The following is a 20248-nucleotide window of genomic DNA, read 5'->3' as shown; positions in this document are numbered from 1 at the left end:
GGGTCAGTAGCCGCGATCGAGGTCGACCAGGTTGCGCAGCGGGCGTCCCTCGACCCAGCGGGCGGCGTTGTCCAGCAGGATCTGCCGGCCGCGCTCGGCGGTCTGCTCGGTGGTTGCGGCGTTGTGCGGGGTGACGACCACGTTCGGCAGGTCCCACAGCGGGCTGTCGGCCGGCAGCGGCTCCACCGGGTGGGCGTCCAGCCCGGCGCCGGCGAGCCGGCCCGCGCGGAGCGCCTCGACCAGGGCGTCCTCGTCCACGACGCCACCGCGGGAGATCACCACCACGAACGCGCTCGGACGCATCCAGGACAGCTGCTCGGCACCGATCATCCCGCGGGTCTGCTCGGTGAGCGGGCAGGTGACGACGAGGTGGTCGCACTCGCTGAGCAGCCGGCGCAGCCCGTCCGGGCCGTGCAGGGTGGTCACACCGGGGACGTCGGAGGTGCGCGGGCGTCCGGTGAGCGCGAGCACCGACATGTGACAGGCCAGCGCCTTGCGGGCGAGGTCGGTGCCGCTGTGGCCGAGCCCCACCAGCCCCAACGTCGAGCCGGCGAGCTCGCCGTGCACGAAGCGGTCCCAGCGGTGCTCGCGCTGCGCCTCGGCCCAGCGGAACGCCGACCGGCTGAGCTGCAGCATGAGCATCAGCGCGTGCTCGGCCAGCGGCACCGCCCCGTTCCCGACGGCGCTGGTCAGCCGGACGCCGTCGGGGACGGTGCGCCGCCGCACCCAGGCGTCCACCCCGGCGGCCGGGCTGTGCACCCAGTCCAGCGCGGGGAAGACGTCCAGCCGGTCCGCGGGGGAGGCCCCGAGCACCGCACCCACCCGGGCCGGGTCCACCCCGGCCCGGCGGCACCCGTCCGGGCTGACCTCCCCGACCTCGACCACCCGGTCGCCGAGCACCGCCCGCAGCCGGTCCAGGCCGGGGTCGGCCGGCGCCCGCACCGCCACCAGCGAGGTCACTTCAGACCCGTGGTGGAGATGCCGCGGATCAGGTACTTCTGGGCGAAGGCGAAGAAGGCCAGGATCGGCACCAGCGACAGCACCGACATCGCCAGCAGCATCCCGATCCCGCTCTGGGTCTGGCTGTCGACCAGCGAGTTCAGCGCCACCGGCACGGTGAACACCGAGGACTCGGTGAGGTAGATCAGCTGGCCGAAGAAGTCGTTCCAGGTCCAGATGAAGGTGAAGATCGCCGTGGTCACCAGCGCCGGGCGCATCAGCGGGAACACCACGAACCAGAAGGTCCGGAACGGGCCGGCGCCGTCCAGCCAGGCCGCCTGGTCCAGCTCGCGCGGGATGCCGCGGATGAACTGCACCATGAGGAAGATGAAGAAGGCGTCGGTGGCGAGGAACTTCGGCAGGATCAGCGGCACGAACGTGTTCACCAGCCCGAGCTGGGAGAACACGATGTACTGCGGGATGACCACCACGTGCATCGGCAGCATCACCGAGACGAGCACGATCGCGAAGTAGGTCTTCTTGGCCCGGAAGTCCAGCCGGGCCAGCGCGTAGGCGGTCAACGAGCAGGAGAACAGGTTGCCGATGATGCAGCAGACGGCCACCACCAGCGAGTTGCCGTAGAAGACCCAGAACGGCTGGTTGGCGCTGTTCCAGCCGTCCCGGAAGTTCTGCAGGGTCAGCTCGGTGGGGATGATGCTCGGATCGGTGAGCACGAGGTTGGACGGCTTGAACGCGCTCACCGCCATCCACACCAGCGGGTAGAGCATCACCAGGCCGAACAGGATGAGCCCGGCGTGGCGCAGCACGTCGGAGCGACGCCGCTCGCGGCGGGCCGACGGCGGCGGCTCGGTCTTGGGCGGGTCCTGCACCGGGTCGAGGGTGCGGTCGAGGATCTGTTCGCTCATCTCAGTCTCCGTAGAAGACCCAGTACCTCGACAGCGCGAAGTGCAGGGCGGTGATCAGGGCGATGAAGACCAGCAGCACCCAGGCCAGGGCGGAGGCGTAGCCCATGTCGAAGGCGACGAAGCCCTGCTGGTAGACGTACAGCGTGTAGAACAGCGTCGAGTCCACCGGGCCGCCGGTGCCGCCGCTGACCACGTGGGCCTGGGTGAAGGACTGGAACGCCCCGATGGTCTGCAGGATCAGGTTGAAGAAGACGATCGGGGTCAGCATCGGCAGCGTGATGTGGCGGAACTGCCGCAGCACCGTCGCCCCGTCCACCCGGGCCGACTCGTAGAGCTCCTCGGGGATCTGGCGCAGCCCGGCCAGGAAGATCACCATCGGTGAGCCGAAGGTCCACACGTTGAGCACGATCAGGGTGCCGAGCGCGGTGTCGGGGTTCACCAGCCAGTTCTGACCCTCGATCCCCACCAGGGCGAGCGCCTGGTTGACCAGCCCGTCGTGGCCGAAGATCTGGCGCCACAGCACCGCCACCGCGACGCTGGTGCCCAGCAGCGAGGGCAGGTAGTAGGCGCTGCGGTAGATGGTCAGCCCGCGCAGCCCCTTGTCCAGCACCAGCGCGAGCAGCAGCGCGAACGCGAGCTGCAGCGGCACCGAGACCAGCACGTAGAGCAGCGTCACCCGCACCGAGCTCCAGAAGCGCTCGTCGGAGACCATCCGGGTGAAGTTGTCGACGCCGATGAACTCGGGTGCGGAGAGGATGTTGTAGTCGGTGAAGGCGAGGTAGAGCGAGGCCAGCATCGGCAGTGCGGTCACCGCCAGCAGGCCGACCAGCCAGGGCGTCATGAAGACGTGCGCCGCGACGTCCTGGCGCCGGCGGCCCCGGGACCGCGGGGCTGGCCCGTCGGTCCCGGGGACGGTGGCCGGAGGCCGGGTGGGTGTGGTGGTCGTCATCGTCGGACGCGGTCCCTCAGGCGGCCCGGTCGATGGCGGCGCCCACCTCGGCGATGAGGTCGGCGGCGGCCTTGCTGGGCGTGCTGTCGCCCAGGGTGACCTCCTCCAGCACCCGGCCCATGACGGTGCGCCAGGTGCTCGAGCCGGCCGGCGCCTCGTAGCGGGGACGCCGGTCGAGGGCGCGGTCCTCGGCCACCAGGTCGAGCATCTCCACCTCGTCGGGGCTGGCGATCGCCTTGACCTCCTCGGCCACCCGCGGGTTGACCGGGGCGCCCATGGTCAGCCCGACCGCCTCCAGCATCTCCACGGTGCTGGTGCAGTAGGTGAGCACCCGCCCGGCGGTGGCGGCGGTCTCGTCGTCGGTGCCGCTGTAGATCGCCATCCGGGGGAAGTAGAGGTACTGGAAGCCGGGCTCGGCCGCCGGGTCGACCGGGGGGTGGCGCAGCGCGAACTCGTAGTCGGGGAACTGCTTGGCGTCGTCGATGATGTGGTTGGAGTTGCCGAAGTTCATGAGGATCTTGTCGCCGATGGTCGGCCAGTCGGGGGCGACCCCGTCCTGCTCGCCGATCGAGGTGGTGGCCTCGGCCGTGCGCAGGGCCTCCCACCAGTCGATCCAGCTGGCCAGGCCGTCCTCGGTGAAGCCGATCCGGCCGTCCTCGGTCCACAGCTGCTCACCACGCTGGCGCAGCCAGTTCTCGAACGACAGGTCGTGCTCGGCGCCGTAGGAGAGCGCCTTGCGACCGGAGGAGTTGTTCGCCGAGTAGTCGCGGGCGAACTCGGCGAGCGAGTCCCAGGTCCAGCCCGGTCCGTCCTCGGGCAGCTCGACGCCGTCTTCCTCGGCGAAGGTGACGTTGTAGCGCATCGCCGGGACGAAGATCCCGAACGGCATGGTGTTGAGCTCGCCGCCTAGCTTGAAGCCCTCGAGGTCGCTCTCGGAGTAGTCGGAGAGGTCGAGGGTCTCCAGGCCGTCCAGGTTCCGGTAGAGCCCGTTGTCGGCGTAGGTCATCACCTGCGCCGACGGCACCCAGAACACGTCGGCCACGGTGCGGGCCGCCATCTGGGTGGTCATCCGCTCCTGGAAGGCGGTGTAGTCGGCGAACTCCATCGCGATCTGCAGGTCGGGCATCGCGGCCTGCATCTGCTCGAACGCCTTCTGGTAGTTCTGCTGGCGGACGTTGTTGCCCCACATGGCGTAGCGCAGCGGCTCCGAGCCACCGCTGGCGGCACCGCCGACGCCGCCGCAGGCCGACAGCGCACCCGCGCCGGCCAGTCCACCTCCCGCCAGGGCGGTCATCTTCAGCAGGGTCCTGCGGCTGAGTGTCGTCATGGTCGTACTCCCGTCATTGCGAGTCCGGTCGGTGACCGGCGGTCCTGTTCACTGTGCGAGGTGACAGATTGTCTGTCAATAGTTCATGTCTGACTGTTATACGGATTCGAGAGTGAGCACCTCGAAGCGCTCCACCGCGGGCAGCTCGACCTCGAGCTCGTCGCCCAACCGGCGCCAGGTCGGCTCGGTGCCGGCCACCCGGGCCCGCACCCGCAGCCCCTCCACGGCGGCCACGGACGGGTCGAGGGGGACGGTCAGCCGTCCCGCCGGCACCGTCAGCGGCGGCAGGAAGCGCTGCACCGCGTCCCCGGAGCGGTTGAGCAGGTGCACCACCTGTCCGGCCCGCGAGCGTCCCGGCACCAGCTGCAGCTGCGGCGGCAGCGTGGACGTCCAGCGCAGCCGCTCCGCGCTCAGCTCGAGGGCCTGCTCGACCCAGGCGTCGCGGACCCGGCCGAGGCCGAGCCGGCGGTAGACCAGACCCGGACGCCAGGGCACCAGCGCCAGCCGGCCGCCACCGACCGCACCGCTGAGCCAGCCCGGGTGGCCGGTGTCGCGGTGGCCGTAGCAGGCCTCCGGCGGGCCGTAGCGGGCCCGGCCCATCGCGGGCCAGGCGACGGTGGACGCCGGCGCGGGTCGGACCACCTCGAACCGGCCGAGCACCGGCGCGAGGTCGCCGGGGGAGGTGCCGTCCAGCCGCAGGTGCAGCGAGCGCAGCGACTCCTCGGTCTCGAAGGCGGCCACCCGGCGTCCCAGCGCCTCGCCGAGCTGGTGGTCCTCGTGCTCCCAGCCCGAGTCACCGGTGGCGACCACGGACGCCCCCGCCGCCAGCGCCGCCCGCAGCGCGTCCACCGCACCGGCCGGCAGCGGGCCCAGGTCGGGCAGCACCAGCAGGGCGTAGCGGTCGGCCGCCACCTCGGCCAGCCGGTCGAGGCGGACCACGTCGAAGGGCACGTGGCTCTCGACCAGGCTCAGGTAGCAGCCCTGGAACTCGTCGGAGCGCCGCTCCCGGTCCGGGTCGTCGGGGTCGACGCCGCGGACCAGCGCCACCCGGGCCGTCGACCGCAGGCCGGTGTAGACGTCGGCGGAGTCGCGGTGGAAGCGGACGACCTCCCGCCCGGCGGCCAGCGCGGTGAACGGGCTGTCCGCCGGCGTCCCCATCACGTAGGTCGAGGGTTGCGCGCCGTGGGCGATGCTCTGCAGCAGGTACTGCGCGAAGTGCTCGGGGTCCTCCCCGGCCCACCGGTAGGGCATGTCGACGAAGGCGACCGAGTTGACCAGCACCGGACGTCCGTCGTCGGCGGAGCGGGCGGCGCTGACGGCCTCGGCGGTGGCGTGGTGCCACAGCGGACGTCCGACCGCGTTGTTGGCCTCGTGGAAGGTGATGTCGGCCCGGTCACCCAGGATGAGGGCGGCCTCCGGCGCCAGCTCCTGGACGTGGGCGCGCATCCGCGCGGTGAGGTCGTCCAGCACCCCGGCCGACCAGCGCCGCCAGGTGGGGTAGCCGGGGTCACCCTTGCCGCGGGGCAGCGGGACGCCTGGTGCGTGCTCGGCGAAGCCGGTGCGGCAGGCCGAGCAGTGGCAGACGCCCCAGTAGCGGCGGCTGTAGTCGCGCTCGTTGAACGACATCCAGTTGAAGAAGAAGCCGCTGAGCGGGTAGCGCCGCAGCACCTCGGCGACGATCTCGAAGACCTCGCGCTGGTAGTAGTCGGCGCTGGGGCAGACGCTGACGTAGTCGTTGTAGACCTGGTTCTGCCCGTCGGCGTCGACGAAGCACCACTCCGGGTGCTCCTCGGCGCGCCGGCGGTCGACCTTGGAGAAGTCCATCCGGGCCAGCACCCGGATGCCGCGGGCCCTGGCGGCCGCGGTGGCATCGCCCACCAAGTCGCCCGAGGGCCGGGCGGCCAGCGCCGGGTTGCGGGTCTGGCTGTCCAGGTCGCTGGGGTGGTTGGCGATGATCCCGCCGACGCTGAGCAGCCAGACGTCCGCGCCGTAGTCCTCGATGGCGTCCAGCACGGCCGCCACGTCCAGCCCGGCGTCGATCTCGCGCAGGTTGGTCTGGAAGGTGCGGAACGGCTGCTGCCACCATGGGGTGGAGGTCTCTGTGCCGGGCTCGGCGACGGGCTGGGGTCGGGTGGTGGTGCTCACGCGTCCTCCCCGCCGATCAGGCGGATCAGCGCGGAGTGGTCGAGCTCGCCGAGGTCGCGCTGCAGGGCGGCGTCCATCTGGCCGGCGACCGTCTCGGTGCCGGGCAGGCTGACGCCGTGGTGGCGGGCGGCCTGCTGGGCCAGTGCGAGGTCCTTGCGGTGCAGCCGGATCCGGAATCCCGGGTCGAAGGCGTCGTCGAGCATCCGCTGGCCGTGCAGCTCGAGGATCCGCGAGGAGGCGAACCCGCCGGTGAGGGACTCCCGGACCACGGCCGGGTCGACCCCGGCGGCCCGGGCCAGCGCCAGGCCCTCGGCCACGGCCTGGATGGTCTGGGCCACGATGACCTGGTTGGCGACCTTGGCGGTCTGCCCCGCGCCGACGCCGCCGATGTGGGTGATCCGCTGACCCATCGCTTCGAGCAGCGGCATCGCGCGTGCCACCGGGCCGTCCTCGCCGCCCACGAAGATCGTCAGCGCTGCGTCCCGGGCGCCCACCTCGCCGCCGGAGACCGGGGCGTCGACGTAGTCGCTGCCCGCCTCGGCGATGCGCCGGGCGAACTCGACGGTCTCGACCGGGGAGATCGAGGACATGTCGACCACCAACGAGCCTGTGGCGAGCCCGGCGGCGACGCCGTCCTCGCCGAAGAGCACCGCGTCGACGTCGGGGGTGTCGGGGAGCATCAGCACGACGATCTCGCTGCGCTCGGCCACCGCGCGGGGGGAGTCCGCCGCGACGGCGCCCTGCTCGAGCAGGCGCTGCGAGCGCTCCTTGACGCGGTGGACCACCAGCTCGTGACCGGCGGAGAGAAGGTTGCTGGCCATCGGGACGCCCATCACGCCCAGACCGATGAAGCCGACTACCACAGGGGGACCTCCATCTAGTGCATCGTTACACCTGGTGTACCGGTACACTAGGCGAGGTATCGTCGCCCGGCAAGACCCGTCCGCGGATTTCCGGACGAGCAGATCTCGAGGAGGGCGATCAGGTGCCGAAGTCCGGCCGGGCCACCATCACCGACGTCGCCGCGCGCGCCGGCGTCTCCAAGACGGCGGTCTCCAAGGTGCTCAACGGCACCGGCTCGATCTCGACGGCGACCCGTGACCGGGTGCTCCAGGCGGCCCGCGACCTGCACTGGCAGCCCAGCGCGCACGCGGTGGCGCTGCGGCGGGCGCGCTCGCAGACGGTGGCGCTGGTGCTCAACCGGCACGAGGCGCCGCCTGCGGTCTCGGCCACCACCGCCGAGCTGATCACCGGCATCGAGACCACGCTGAGCAGCCGGGGCTACGGCCTGCTGCTGCACCTGGTGGACCAGCCGCCCGGCGCGGAGAGCGAGATCTACCGTCGGCTGGTCGACGCCGGTCGTGTCGACGGGGCGATCCTCACCGACAGCGTGATCGGCGACACCCGACCCGCGCTGCTGCGCGAGCTGGGGCTGCCGGCGGTGCTGGTCGGGACGCCCGACGGGGACGACCCGATCCCGCACGTGCGCACCGACCCGCGTCCGGCGATCGACCAGGCCGTCGACCACCTGCTCGGGCTCGGGCACCGCCGGCTCGGCTTCATCGGCGGCCCGGCTACCCGGGTCCAGGCGGTGCGGCGCCGCGAGGCGTTCGAGGCCTCGGTCCGCGACCACGGGCTGGAGCTCGGCCCGATGGTGTCGACCTCCTACTCCGGCACCGCCAGCGAGCAGGTCACCCGTGAGGTGCTCACCGCGCCGGACCGACCGACGGCGCTGCTCTACGGCAACGACACCATGGCCATCGCCGGCATCAAGGCCGCCCGCGACCTCGGCCTGCGCACCCCGGGCGACGTCTCGGTCATCGGGGCGGAGGGCCAGTCGGTCGGGCAGTGGATCGACCCCCCGCTGACCACCGTGCAGCGCAACGTCGTCCTCCGTGGCCGGGTCGCCGCCCAGCTGCTGCTGCAGGAGCTCGGCATCGAGGTCGACGAGGTCCGCTGGGCCACCGACGAGGAGCTCCTCGTCCGCGCCTCCACCGCCCCGCCGCCCACCTCCTGAGCTCCCGTCCGAGCGCCCTGAGCCGAGCCAGCAACCCCCTCAGCCGAGCCAGCAACGCCCTGAGCCTGTCGAAGGGCCTCGGGATGCTCACGCTTCGACAGGCTCAGCGCGCTGTGGTGGGTGTGTGCACCGTGTCGGCCCCGGTGCCAGCTCGCGCCGGTCGCCGAACCCGACCCCAGGGCCCTGAGCCTGTCGAAGGGCGATCACCCCGCCCGGGCCGATCTCAGGCGGACGCGGCCTCCCAGCGCAGGTGGACGACCTCCAGCAGCTCGACCGGGTCGAGCTGGACCACCGCGCGGCCGTCGACGACCTCGACCTCGGTGGTGCCGCCGGCGACGACCAGCTCTGCCGTGACATCCCGGACGTCCGCCGGCAGCCGGACGCTGACGCTCTGGCCCGCGAGCGGGATGGTCTCGTGGCTCTGCCCGCGCATCGCCATCGGGTTGGTGAGGTTGACCACCGCCACGGCGAGCTCGCCCTCCCCGGACCGGACGGCGACGTCGACCAGCCCCGGTCCGCCGACCTCGACCGACGGCCCGGCGTCGCCGAGCGCCCAGCGGACGGCGTTGGCGATGAGCCGGCCGTGGTCGGACTGCAGCGCGTCCCAGAAGATGTGGCCGAGGTCGAAGGCGATGTGCACGGTGCGCCCGCCGGAGGCGTGCTCGCGGGCCACCACCGCCGGCCGCTCGACGCCGGGCCGCGGGTAGACCTCCTCCATCGGCAGGTCGGGGTAGTCGGGCACGAAGCGGAACACCACGTCGGCGTCGTCCACCGCCTCGATGCCCAGCAGCTGGGTGCCGCCGACGATCCGCTGCGCCCCGTCGTAGCCCTGGTTGACCGGGTGCGGGTCGGCGAGGGCGATGTAGTTGTTCTTCACCGGTCCGCGGACGTCCTCGACCAGCCGGACGCCGAGCAGCCCGGCCAGGCTGGGCCGGTCCGGCTCGGTGGTGGGCGGCAGACCGGAGTCGAAGGCGGCGACCACGCTGCCGCCACCGGCCACGAACTGCTCGATGACCTCCACCTGGGCCGCTCCCAGCCGGGCGGCCCGCGGCAGCACCAGCACCCGGACGTCGCGGAGTCGCTCGGTGGTGAGGGCCTCGTCGGCGACGTACTCGAAGGGGATCCGGGCCTCCACCAGCGCCTGGTAGAACCCGTCCTCGTGGCTGCTCGGGGCGCCGTGGCTGGCCCACGGGTTGGTGCTGGAGCGGGTCTGGGTGTCGAGCACCGCGACCTCGGCGGTGACCGGCAGCCGGGAGAGCAGCGGCTCGCAGCGCTCGTGCAGCTGGTAGGCCTCGGCCACCGGCTCGACCCACCGGGTGTCGAAGCACTCGGCCTTGAACTTCGTGAACCACGGCAGGGCGCCCTGGACGAAGCCGTCGACGATCCAGCTGCGCAGCTCGTGGCCGTCGGCTACCGAGTCCTTCCAGCGCAGCACGGGCGACTCCGGACCGACCGAGGTGATGAGGGCGACCGGACGGTCGGGGAACAGCCCGCGGGTGCGCTTGCCGATCCGGCCCGGCGTCCAGGCCGCCTCGGTGCCCGAGCGGCCCTGCTTGTCGACGAAGAACATCGGGTAGCGGTCGTCGACCAGCTCGCGCACCAGGTCGCGGGTGAGCATCGCGCCGCGGTTGGGGATGAACCGCACGTGCGGGCGGATGGCGCGGACGGCGTCGTCCCAGCGCACGACCAGCTCGCTCAGCCGGCGGCTGCGCCAGCCGGCGTAGGCCGTCCAGGCGGGGTCGTCGGGGCGGTCGACGTGGGGCAGCCGGTGGCCGGTGTCGGCCAGGAACGCCCGGGCCGTGCCCTCGGCGTAGGAGACGCCGCCGTGGCCCTCCCAGCGGTTGGCGAAGACGGCGTCGACGTCGTAGTCGGAGACGATCTCGCGGGCGACCTCGGTCAGGTAGTCGCGGTGGTAGCTGCTGCAGGGGTCGGTGTACCAGACGCCCGGCTGGGAGGCGTGCGGGATCGGACGCCCCTCCGCGTCGGCCGCGAGCCACTCCGGGTGGGCCTCGGCGGCGTCGGCGTGCACGGCGTGCGGGTCGACCCGGGCCATCACGTGCATGCCGAGCCGGCGGGCGCCCTCGACCAGTGCGCCGAACGGGTCGGTGTCGCCGAGGTGGGCGCTGCGGTGGTGGAAGGGGATCCGGGTCGGGTAGAAGGCCATGTAGCCGCCGGCGCTGAGGCAGAGCGCGTTCGAGCGGGTGCGGCGCATCACGTCGAGCCAGAAGTCGACGTCGAGGACGGCGGGGTCGTCGTCGGTGAACGTCAGCTGCGTCCACCGGGTCGCGCGGCGGTACCACTCGGGGTCGCGGTCGGGGACGGCGGACGTGGGCTTCGGCTCGGTGATCGTCACTGGTCGACCTCTCCTTCGTCAGATTGTCAGACATGCTGACATGTCGAGCAAGATCTGCCAAGGTGGTCGCCATGGAGCGACGCATCAGCTGGAACGGGTTCGACGTCAGTGCCAACCTCTCACTGCTCTTCGCCGAGCTGCCCTACCGGGAGCGGTTCGCGGCCGCGGCCGCGGCCGGGTTCACGCTGGTGGAGAGCTGGTGGCCGTTCGCCGGCCCGCGTCCGGACGACGCCGAGGTCGAGGAGCTGGTGCGGCTGCTGGCCGACTCCCAGCTGCAGCTGACCGGGCTGAACTTCTTCGCCGGCGACATGCCGGGTGGTGAGCGGGGGATCGCCTGCCGGCCCGAGCGGCAGGACGAGCTCGCCGCCAGCACGGACGTCCTGCTGCGGATCGCCGAGGCCACCGGCTGCCGCTCCTTCAACCTGCTGCACGGCCAGCTGGACCCTTCCGGCGACCTCGACGCCCAGCACGCGACGGCGGTGGAGGCCTACCGCCGGGCCGCCACTGCGGTGGCCGACCTCGGCGGGACGGTGCTGGTCGAGCCGCTGGCCCGCGGGCTCAACGGGGAGTACCCGCTGACCACGCACACCGAGGTGCTGGCGCTGCTCGACGAGGCCGCCGCGCCGAACCTGGTGCTCCTGGTCGACACCTTCCACCTCGGCATGAACGGGGTCGACCTGCCGGCCGCGGTCGAGGCGTCGGCCGGGCGGATCGGGCACGTGCAGCTGGCCGACGTCCCGGACCGCTCCGAGCCCGGCACCGGGCAGGTGCCGTGGGATGCCGTCGCCGAGGCCCTGCACCGGATCGGCTTCGCCGGTCCGGTGGCGGCGGAGTACCGGCCCGCGGCCGGCACCGTCGACGGCCTCGGCTGGCTGACGGCCGCGTAGGTCGACGGCTGCCATCATGGGCACCACCGCGCGCGACCGGCGTCGCGGGAGACGGGTCGTCGAACGGGAGAGGTGCTGCGTGGCCACCACCACGGGTCAGTTCAAGCTCGGTCCCTCGTCACTGACCGAGGCGGTCTTCGAGTCGCTGCGCGGACGCATCATCAACGGCGAGATCGCGCCGGGGGAGAAGGTCACCGAGCAGCGGCTGACCTCGGAGTACGGGGTGGCTCGGCCGACCGCGAAGTCGTGCCTGGAGCGGCTGACCGCGCTCGGGCTGCTCCGCCGGGTGGCGCACAAGTCCGCCGTGGTGCCGCAGCTGGGGGCGGCCGAGATCGACGACCTGTTCTTCAGCCGCACCACCTTCGAGGAGGCGGCCACCGGGCACCTGGCGACGCTGCGCCGCGTCCCGGCCGAGACCGAGCGCGCCCAGACCCAGATGGAGGCGGCGGCGAACCGGTCGGACTTCGCCGAGCAGGTGCAGGCCGACATCGCCTTCCACTGGTCGCTGATCCACGGTCTGGGCAGCGAGCGGCTGACGCGGATGTACGAGATGATCTCCGGCGAGATCCACCTCACCATGGGCCAGTTCGCCGCGCACCGGCGCACCACCCCCTCGACCGTGGTGGCTGAGCACGTCGCGGTGATGACGGCCATCGGCGCCGGTGACGTGGACGGCGCCAAGGCCGCGATCGCCGACCACCTGGCCCGCTCCCGGGAGCGGGTGCTGGCCCAGCTGGAGTCCGCCGAGCAGGGCTGAGCGCCGGCTCAGCCGCGCACGGCGCCGAGGCGGCCGTCCACCGCGTCCCCCTCCTCGGGCTCCGACGTCCCGGCGTGGTGCCGGCGGAAGTCGGAGGGGGTGCAGCCGTGCACCGAGCGGAACTGCCGGGCGAAGTACTGCGCGTCGGGGTAGCCGACCGAGCCGCCGATCTCGCCGACCGGGCGGGTCGTGGTGATGAGCAGCTCGCAGGCCCGGGCCATCCGCAGCCGCTTGCTGTACTCGACCACCCCGCCACCGGTCGCCTGCCGGAACAGCGCCGCGAAGTGCGACGTCGACAGCCCGGCCGTGCGGGCCAGCGCGCTGACCGAGACCGGGGCGGCCGGGTCGCGGCGCAGCAGCTCGCGCACCTGGCGCACCGGCTCGGCCCGCTGCGGGTCGCCGGCCAGGTCGTCGGCGCTGATCGAGGCCAGCACCGACCAGGCGCTGCCGGCCGCACGGACCAGGCTCGGCATCGTCTCGTCGGTCTCCAGCAGCTCCACCACCCGGGTCAGCTCGGCGGTCAGCCGGAAGGCGTCGTGGACCCGCAGCACCCGCACCCGGGCGTGCCCGCCGCAGACCTGGCCGACGGCGGTGTCGGCGTCGGGCCCGCGCACGTGCATCCACCAGATCGTCCACGGGTCGGTGTCGTCGGAGCCGTACACGTGGCCGAGCCCGGCGGGGACGACGAGCACCTCCCCGGCCTCCACGCCGACCCGCTCCCCGGCGGCCTCGCACCACCCGCGTCCGCTGACGCAGAAGATGACGATCGACCCCGAGACACCGCGCCGTCGTTGGCGACCGTGGTGCAGCGCGTGCGGGAAGTAGCCGGCGTCGGTGACCAGCAACCGGCCGGTCAGACCGGTCGACGAGGCCGTCCGGACCACCTCCGGCGGCAGCACCCGGATCCGCTGCCCGGGGAACCCATCGCGGATGCGCATCCCTTCATGGTAGGTCACCGGATCGTGACCTGATCGTCGGATCGTCCACCCAGGTCGGCGGGATCGTCTCTTCAGGTGCGTCCGGGAGCCGCCGTAGCGTCGTGGCCATGCTCACCGCTGAGACCGCGTCGGAGATGACGCGACCCACCGAGCTCGACGGGCTCGACGTGGCGGCCTGGGACGGGTGGCTGACGCTGCCGACCTACGACCCGGCCGAGCCCGAGCAGCTGCCGATGTACCTCGACCGGCGCGTCTACCAGGGCTCCTCGGGCCGGGTCTACCCGCTGCCGTTCCACGACCGCATCGCCGAGCAGCCCACCCTGCGGCGGTGGCGCGCGGTGCACCTGCAGAACGCGTGGGTGCACGTGGTGGTGCTGCCCGAGCTCGGCGGACGCATCCACGCCGCCCACGACCGGGTCAGCGGGCAGGACATCTTCTGGGCCAACGACGTCATCAAGCCGGCCCTGGTCGGGCTGGCCGGGCCGTGGCTGGCCGGCGGGGTCGAGTTCAACTGGCCCCAGCACCACCGCCCCGCCACCTACCTGCCGACCGACTGGACGATCGTCACCGAGGACGACGGCTCGGCGGTGGTCTGGTGCTCCGACCACGACCCGTTCGCCCGGATGAAGGGCATGCACGGCGTCCGGCTGCGCCCCGGCAGCTCGCGGATCGAGGTGGACGTCCGGCTCTACAACCGCTCCGAGCGCACCCAGACCTTCCTCTGGTGGGCCAACGTGGCCGCCCGGGTGGACGACGACTACCAGTCGTTCTTCCCCTCGGACGTGACGATGGTCGCCGACCACGCCAAGCGCGCGGTGACCGCCTTCCCGCACGCCGACCGTCCCTACTACGGCATCGACTACCCCGCGCGCACCGAGGTCTCGACCGCCGCCGACGGCACCCCGCGCCGCGCCGACCAGCTCGACTGGTACCGCAACATCCCGGTGCCCACCTCCTACATGGCCGTGGGCAGCGCCGAGGACTTCTTCGGCGGCTACGACCACCGCACCGGCGTCGGTTTCGTCCACGTCGCCGACCACCAGGTCGCCGTCGGCAAGAAGCAGTGGACGTGGGGCAACGACCCGTTCGGGCACGCCTGGGACGCCAACCTCGCCGACGACGGCTCGCACTACATCGAGCTGATGGCCGGCGTCTTCACCGAGAACCAGCCCGACTTCAGCTACCTCGCGCCGGGCGAGACCAAGGTCTTCACCCAGACCTGGTACCCGCTGCGCGCCATCGGCCCGGTCGACCGCGCCGGGCAGGAGGCCGCCGTGCGGCTGCGGCGCACCGAGGAGGGCCTCGAGGTCGGCGTGGTCGTCACCCGCCCGCGCCCCGGTCTGGAGGTCGAGCTGACCGACGCCGGCGGGCGGCGGGTCCGCGAGGTGGTCGACCTCGACCCCGGGACGGCCCACCGCGCCACCCACCGCGACCTCGTCGCCCCCGTGACGCTGACCGTCCGCTCCGGCGGGGAGGTGCTCCTCTCCTGGACCGAGCCGGTCGGGGAGCCGCGTAGCAGCGAGATCACCGCAGCCACCGAGCCGCCGGCGCCCGAGCTCGTCGAGTCGGTGGAGGAGCTGGGGCTGACCGGGCAGCACCTCGAGCTGTACCGCCACCCCACCCGCTCGCCCGAGCCGTACTGGGCCGAGGCGCTGCGCCGCGACACCGAGCACCTGGCCTCCCGCACCGGGCTGGCGCTGCGCGCGCTGCGGGCCGGCCGCACCGGCGAGGCTGAGACGCACCTGACCACCGCCGACCGGCGGCTGCGCCGGCGCCACCCCAACCCGCAGGACACCCAGGTGCTGTACCTGCTGGGGTTGCTGCGCGAGCGCCAGGGCCGCGACACCGACGCCTACGACGCCTACGGCCGAGCCGCCTGGACCCGTGCCTGGCGTGCCGCGGCCGGCTACCGGATGGCCCGTCTGGACGCCCGCGCCGGCCGGCACGCCGACGCCCTGCACCGGCTGGCCGACGTCGCCCGCACCGAGCCCGACCACCTGCAGGCCGCCGCGCTGGAGGTGGTGTGCCGGCGGCGTCTGGACGACCCGACCGCCGAGGACGTGCTGGCCCGTGCGCGCCGGCTCGACCCGCTCGACCCGTGGCTGCGCGCCCTGGCCGGCGAGCTGCCCAGCGAGGACGCGCAGACCTGCCTCGACGTCGCCCTCGAGCTGGTCGGCGTCGGCGAGCTGGAGCACGCGCTGACCGTGCTGGACCTCGCCGAGCAGCGGGAGGACTCCCGCGCGATCGGCCAGACCGCCAGCCGGCCGTTGCTGTGGTGGTACCGCGCCGACCTGCTCGGCCGCCTCGGCCGACCCGACGAGGCCGCCGACGCCGCCGCCCGGGCCGCATCGGTCGACGCCCGCTGGTGCTTCCCGGGCCGCCTCGAGGACGCCACCCTCCTCGCCTCGGTCCTCGCCCCCGCCCCGGTCCACGACATCAACGGCACCCACCCGACCCGCGCCGGGGACGTCCTCGACGACCTCATCGCTCTCACCCCCGGCGCCACCGCCCACCCCCGCGCCGCCACCCTGCTCGGTCTGTGGGCCTACTCGGTCGGCCGGCACACCGAGGCGGCCGCGCTCTGGGAGGCCGCCACCGACGCCGACCCGGCCGACGCGATGGCCTGGCGCAACCTCGGCGTCCACCGGGTCAACCAGCTCGGCGACCTCGACGGCGGCCAGGAGGCCTACCGGGCTGCGGTCGCCGCCGACCCCGCGGACCCGCGGCTGCGCTACGAGCAGGACCAGCTGGCCGCGCTGGCCGGGACCGGTGCGGCCGAGCGGCTCGCCGCCTGGCGCGAGGTGCCCGAGCTGGCCGCCCGCCGCGACGACGCCACGCTGGAGGTGGCCGAGCTGATGACCACCACCGGCGAGGCGGCCGCGGCGGTCGAGCTGGTCCGCAGCCGGGTCTTCCAGCCCTGGGAGGGCGGGGAGGGCAAGGTGCTCGCCGCCTGGGAGCGGGCGCACCTGCGGCTCGCGCTCACCGCGCTGGCCGACGACCGCGCGGCCGAGGCCGTCCAGCACCTCACCACCGCGCTGGAGCCCGACCCGGCCGTCCTCGGCGAGGCCCGCCACCCGCTGGCCGCCACCGCGCAGCTGCACCTGCTGCTGGGCGACGCCGAGCAGCGGGCCGGACGTGCCGACGCGGCCCGCACCGCCTGGGAGCAGGCCGCCGGCCAGCGCGGCGACTTCCAGGCCATGGCCACCCAGACCCACTCCGAGACCACCTTCTGGACGGTCCTCGCGCTGCGCCGGCTCGGCCGCGATCCCGAGGCGCAGCGGCTCACCGAGGAGCTGCGGGCCTTCCGCGACGACTACGCCGCCACCGAGCCGCGGGTGGAGTTCTTCGCCACCTCGCTGCCGGAGCTGCTGCTCTTCGAGGAGGACCCGGTGGTGGTCCGTGACCGACGGGTCGCCTTCTTCGACGCCCAGCTGGCCCTGCTCGACGGCGCCACCGAACGCGCGAGCCGCCAGCTGGCCGACGCCTCGCTGGCGGCCTCCACCCACGCCGCCGACCTGCTCGCCGCCGTCGACCAGCTCGACACCGCGCTCCTGCACGGGCCGGCGTCCCCGGGCGCCCGGCCGGCCGGTCAGCTCTCCGGGCGGGGAGCCACGCCGTGATCCTCCCCACCCCCTCCCCACGCCCGCCCCGCTCCACCACTGACGGGAACCGTCCCGCCAGCGCCAACGACGACGCACAGGAGGACCACCGATGACCAACAGCTTCAGCAGGACGCCCCTCAGCCGACGGGGTCTGCTCGGCGCCACCGCCGGGGTCGGCGCGTCCGCCCTGCTCACCTCCTGCGTGGGCAGCGGCGGAGGCGGCGGCGCGGCCGGCGGCGGTGGGGCCGGCGGTGGTGGTGGTGGTGGTGGGGGACCGCTCGTCTTCCAGAACTCCATCCAGGACACTGCGCCCAAGGCGGCCCTGGAGGAGATCGTCGCCAGCTACGAGGGCGACGTCACCATGAACTCGGTGGCCACCGAGCAGTTCAGGGCCCAGCTCACCAACTACCTGCGCGCCTCCGACCCGCCGGACGTCATCAGCTGGTACGCCGGCTCGGTCGCCCGCGACTACGCCGCCGAGGGCCTGCTGCTCGACGTCTCCGACCTGTGGACCGGGAACGGTGCCTGCGCGGGCTTCTCCGACGCGCTGCGCGAGCTGTCGACGGCCGAGGACGGCACGCAGATCTTCGTGCCGACCAACTACTACTGGTGGTCGGTCTTCTACAAGCGCTCGGCCTTCGAGGAGTGGGGGGTGGAGCCGCCGACGACCTGGGACGAGTTCCTCGCGCTCTGCGAGAACCTGTCCGGGCAGGGGATCATCCCGCTGGCCAACGGCATCGGTCCGACCCCGTGGATGGCCTCGGGCTGGTTCGACTACCTCAACCTGCGGATCAACGGTCCGGACTACCACCTGGCGCTGCTGGCCGGGGAGCGCTCGTTCACCGATCCCGAGGTGGTCGACGTGATGGAGCAGTACGAGCGGCTGATCCCCTACTTCGACCCGAACATGGCCAGCTACGACGCCCAGCAGGGGGCCACCCCGCTGGTGCAGAACGAGGCCGGCATGTACCTCATCGGCGCCTTCGTCTCCCAGTACCTGCCCGAGGACCAGCGCGACGACCTGGACTTCTTCTCGGTGCCGGTCATCAACGACGCGGTGCCGACTGCCGAGGAGGCGCCCACCGACGGCTTCTTCGCCGCCGCGGGCACCGGCGACCCGGAGGGCACGAAGGCGTTCCTGTCCTACCTCGCCTCCGCCGAGCAGCAGCAGGCCTTCATCGAGGGCGCCGGCTCGTCCAACCTGCCGACCTCGCCCGACGTCGACACGTCGAACTTCGCCCCGCTGGTGCAGAAGGGGATCGAGCTGCTCGGCAGCACCGAGCGGATCACCCAGTTCTTCAACCGGGACTCCTCCGACGCCCTGCAGACCACCGCCGACGCCGCGCTGACCCGGTTCCTCTCCGACCCGTCCTCGCGCGACGAGGTGCTGCAGGAGTGGCAGGCGGCCGCTGAGCGGGTCTTCGGCGGATGAGCACCGACACCCGGGCCCCGGCGCCCGAGCAGGGGCGGCGAGCCAGGCCGGGGACGTCGCGACGCGGGCCGGAGGCCGACCGGTCCACCCCGCGTGGGACGTCCCTGGCGGGCCGGCTGCGCAAGGTCCCGGTGGTGGTGTGGCTGTTCCTGGCCATCCCGCTGGCGGTCGAGCTGGCCTGGGTCTTCTGGCCGGCGGCCAACTCCTTCTCCCTCGCCTTCACCAGCTGGAACGGGATCGGGGCGGCGGAACCGGTCGGGTTCGCCAACTTCGCCGACCTGGCCGCGGACCCGATCTTCCAGACGGCGCTCAAGAACAACGTCATCTGGGTGGTGCTGTTCGGCGGGCTCTCGGTGCTGGGGGGTCTCTCTCTGGCGGTCGCGCTCAACAAGCCCGGCCGCGGCGTCGGCATCTACCGCAGCGCGATCTACCTGCCGATGGTGGTCTCGATGGCCGTCACCGGTCTGTTCTGGCGGGTGATGTACCAGCCGGGCGGGCCGATCAGCGCCGGCCTGGACGTCCTCGGGCTGAGCTCGCTGGAGCGGCAGTGGCTGGCCGACCCCGACCTCGCGCTGTACGCGGTGCTGGTGGCCGGCATCTGGCGCCAGGTCGGCTACATCATGGTGCTCTACCTGGCCGGGCTGAAGGGTGCCGACGCCAGCCTGGAGGAGGCGGCCTCGGTCGACGGCGCCAGCCGGTGGCAGACCTTCTGGCACGTGGTCATGCCGCAGCTGCGCGGGGTCAACATGGTCGTCTTCGCGGTGACGGTGATCGACTCGCTGCGCACCTTCGACCTGGTCTGGGCGATGACCCGCGGCGGCCCGTTCAACAGCACCCAGCTGCTCAGCACCTACATGTTCGAGCAGGCGTTCACCGCCGGGAACCTCGGCTACGCCTCGGCGATCGCGGTGGTCATCTTCCTGCTGGCCATCGGCTTCATCATCACCTACCTGGCCCGCCAGGCGCGGGAGGAGGACTGACATGACCGCGATGACCCTGGACGCGGGGGCGACCGCACCGCGGCGGCGACGCCGGCGGGGCCGCTCGCCCTGGCTGCACGTGGCGATGATCCCGCTCACGCTGCTGTGGATCAGCCCGATCCTCTTCGTGGTGATGATCGCGCTGCGCTCCTTCGACGACATCGCCGAGCGCGGGCTGGGCGCGTTCCCGGTCTCGCTGACCCTGGACGGCTTCGCCGGCGCCTTCGCCGGGGGCGGGCTGCTGCAGGCGCTCGGCAACAGCCTGCTGGTGACCGCGGCCGGCGTGATCGGCTCGCTGCTGCTGTCGTCCTGGGCGGCCTACGCGCTCAGCCGCTACCGGATCCCGGGGCGCAAGGCGATCCTGCTGGTGATGCTGGCCGGCAACCTGCTGCCCCCGCAGATCCTGCTGGTGCCGGTCGCCCAGATCACCCAGTCGGTCGGGATCTACGACTCGCTGTTCGCCCTCACCCTGGTGCAGGTCGGCTTCGGGATCGGCTTCTACACCTTCGTGCTGCACGGCTTCATGCGCGGGCTGCCGGAGGAGATGTTCGAGGCGGCCCGGCTCGACGGCGCCGGCGCGGCCCGGATCTACGCCCAGCTGGTGCTGCCGCTGTCGCGTCCGTCGCTGGCCGCGCTGGCGGCCCTGGCCACCACCTGGATCTTCAACGACCTGATCTGGGCGCTGACCGTGCTGCGCAGCGAGACGAAGTTCCCGATCACCGCGGCCCTGCTCAACCTGCAGGGCGGCTTCTCCAGCCAGTGGAACGTCATCGCCGCCGCCTCCCTGGTGGCCGCGATCCCGACCGCGATCGTCTTCTTCATCTTCCAGAAGCAGTTCGTCTCCGGCCTCCTGGTCGGCAGCAACAAGTGACCTCCGGGGCGGGTGCTGCCCTCCGCCGCGCACCCGCTCCGGAACGTCCGACCGATCCCGACGTCCTGAGCCTGTTGAAGGACGAGCACCCGCACCCGACCGCCCAACCCGGAGGCCGACACCCG

General features: G+C 72.9%; 15 protein-coding genes. 7 read left to right on the top strand and 8 right to left on the bottom strand.

Going from position 1 to position 20248, the window contains the following annotated elements; translation table 11 throughout:
• Positions 1-3 precede the first annotated feature (3 nt).
• The 6 genes from DT076_RS05830 to DT076_RS05805 form a co-directional block, all read right to left on the bottom strand.
• Positions 4-960 (bottom strand): D-2-hydroxyacid dehydrogenase, encoded by a 957-nt coding sequence (locus DT076_RS05830; protein WP_114125735.1) that lies wholly within the window; start codon positions 958-960, stop codon positions 4-6.
• Positions 957-1865, bottom strand: coding sequence for a carbohydrate ABC transporter permease (locus DT076_RS05825; RefSeq protein ID WP_114125734.1), 909 nt, complete (start codon positions 1863-1865; stop codon positions 957-959). The genes DT076_RS05830 and DT076_RS05825 overlap by 4 nt, the downstream gene beginning before the upstream one ends.
• A gap of 1 nt (position 1866) precedes the next feature.
• Positions 1867-2814: a carbohydrate ABC transporter permease gene (locus DT076_RS05820; protein ID WP_114125733.1), complete on the bottom strand. Its 948-nt coding sequence runs from the start codon at positions 2812-2814 to the stop codon at positions 1867-1869.
• Between the two features lie 16 nt (positions 2815-2830).
• Positions 2831-4141, bottom strand: coding sequence for an ABC transporter substrate-binding protein (locus DT076_RS05815; protein ID WP_147264071.1), 1311 nt, complete (start codon positions 4139-4141; stop codon positions 2831-2833).
• Positions 4142-4237: 96 nt separating this feature from the next.
• Positions 4238-6286, bottom strand: coding sequence for a beta-galactosidase (locus DT076_RS05810; RefSeq protein ID WP_114125731.1), 2049 nt, complete (start codon positions 6284-6286; stop codon positions 4238-4240).
• Positions 6283-7149 carry an NAD(P)-dependent oxidoreductase gene (locus DT076_RS05805; RefSeq protein ID WP_114125730.1) on the bottom strand — a complete coding sequence of 289 codons (867 nt, stop codon included), beginning with the start codon at positions 7147-7149 and terminating at the stop codon, positions 6283-6285. Before DT076_RS05805 ends, DT076_RS05810 begins: the two co-directional genes overlap by 4 nt.
• A 122-nt stretch (positions 7150-7271) precedes the next feature.
• Between DT076_RS05805 and DT076_RS05800 the strand changes: the two genes are divergently transcribed.
• Positions 7272-8303 carry a LacI family DNA-binding transcriptional regulator gene (locus DT076_RS05800; RefSeq protein ID WP_114125729.1) on the top strand — a complete coding sequence of 344 codons (1032 nt, stop codon included), beginning with the start codon at positions 7272-7274 and terminating at the stop codon, positions 8301-8303.
• 223 nt (positions 8304-8526) lie between these two features.
• Here DT076_RS05800 and DT076_RS05795 read toward each other — a convergent pair whose 3' ends face one another.
• On the bottom strand, positions 8527-10656 hold the full coding sequence (locus DT076_RS05795) for an alpha-amylase family protein (RefSeq protein WP_233493690.1): 2130 nt from the start codon (positions 10654-10656) through the stop codon (positions 8527-8529).
• 71 nt (positions 10657-10727) lie between these two features.
• On the opposite strand from DT076_RS05795, the gene DT076_RS05790 reads away from it, so the two are divergent.
• Together DT076_RS05790 and DT076_RS05785 are read left to right on the top strand one after the other, a co-directional pair.
• Positions 10728-11543, top strand: coding sequence for a hydroxypyruvate isomerase family protein (locus tag DT076_RS05790; protein ID WP_233493689.1), 816 nt, complete (start codon positions 10728-10730; stop codon positions 11541-11543).
• Between the two features lie 79 nt (positions 11544-11622).
• Positions 11623-12300 (top strand): GntR family transcriptional regulator, encoded by a 678-nt coding sequence (locus DT076_RS05785; protein WP_233493687.1) that lies wholly within the window; start codon positions 11623-11625, stop codon positions 12298-12300.
• Positions 12301-12308: 8 nt separating this feature from the next.
• Here the strand turns inward: DT076_RS05785 and DT076_RS05780 are convergent, their stop codons facing one another.
• Positions 12309-13238, bottom strand: a complete 930-nt coding sequence (locus DT076_RS05780; protein ID WP_114125727.1) for a helix-turn-helix domain-containing protein — start codon at positions 13236-13238, stop codon at positions 12309-12311.
• 107 nt (positions 13239-13345) lie between these two features.
• Here DT076_RS05780 and DT076_RS05775 point away from each other — a divergent pair, with 107 nt between their 5' ends.
• The 4 genes from DT076_RS05775 to DT076_RS05760 all read left to right on the top strand — a co-directional run bounded on the left by DT076_RS05775 (position 13346) and on the right by DT076_RS05760 (position 20123).
• Positions 13346-16858 (top strand): DUF5107 domain-containing protein, encoded by a 3513-nt coding sequence (locus DT076_RS05775; protein WP_114126002.1) that lies wholly within the window; start codon positions 13346-13348, stop codon positions 16856-16858.
• 91 nt (positions 16859-16949) lie between these two features.
• On the top strand, positions 16950-18272 hold the full coding sequence (locus DT076_RS05770; RefSeq protein WP_114125726.1) for an ABC transporter substrate-binding protein: 1323 nt from the start codon (positions 16950-16952) through the stop codon (positions 18270-18272).
• Positions 18269-19252, top strand: a complete 984-nt coding sequence (locus tag DT076_RS05765) for a carbohydrate ABC transporter permease (protein ID WP_114125725.1) — start codon at positions 18269-18271, stop codon at positions 19250-19252. The genes DT076_RS05770 and DT076_RS05765 overlap by 4 nt, the downstream gene beginning before the upstream one ends.
• A 1-nt stretch (position 19253) precedes the next feature.
• A complete protein-coding gene (locus DT076_RS05760; protein WP_233493686.1) occupies positions 19254-20123 on the top strand; it encodes a carbohydrate ABC transporter permease in 870 nt (289 codons plus the stop codon).
• The last annotated feature ends 125 nt before the right edge of the window (positions 20124-20248 follow it).

It is taken from the genome of Desertihabitans brevis, assembly GCF_003327535.1.
Lineage (GTDB): Bacteria > Actinomycetota > Actinomycetes > Propionibacteriales > Propionibacteriaceae > Desertihabitans > Desertihabitans brevis.
The sequence above is the reverse complement of the archived record's forward strand: the minus strand, read 5'-3'. Positions and strand labels throughout refer to the sequence as shown.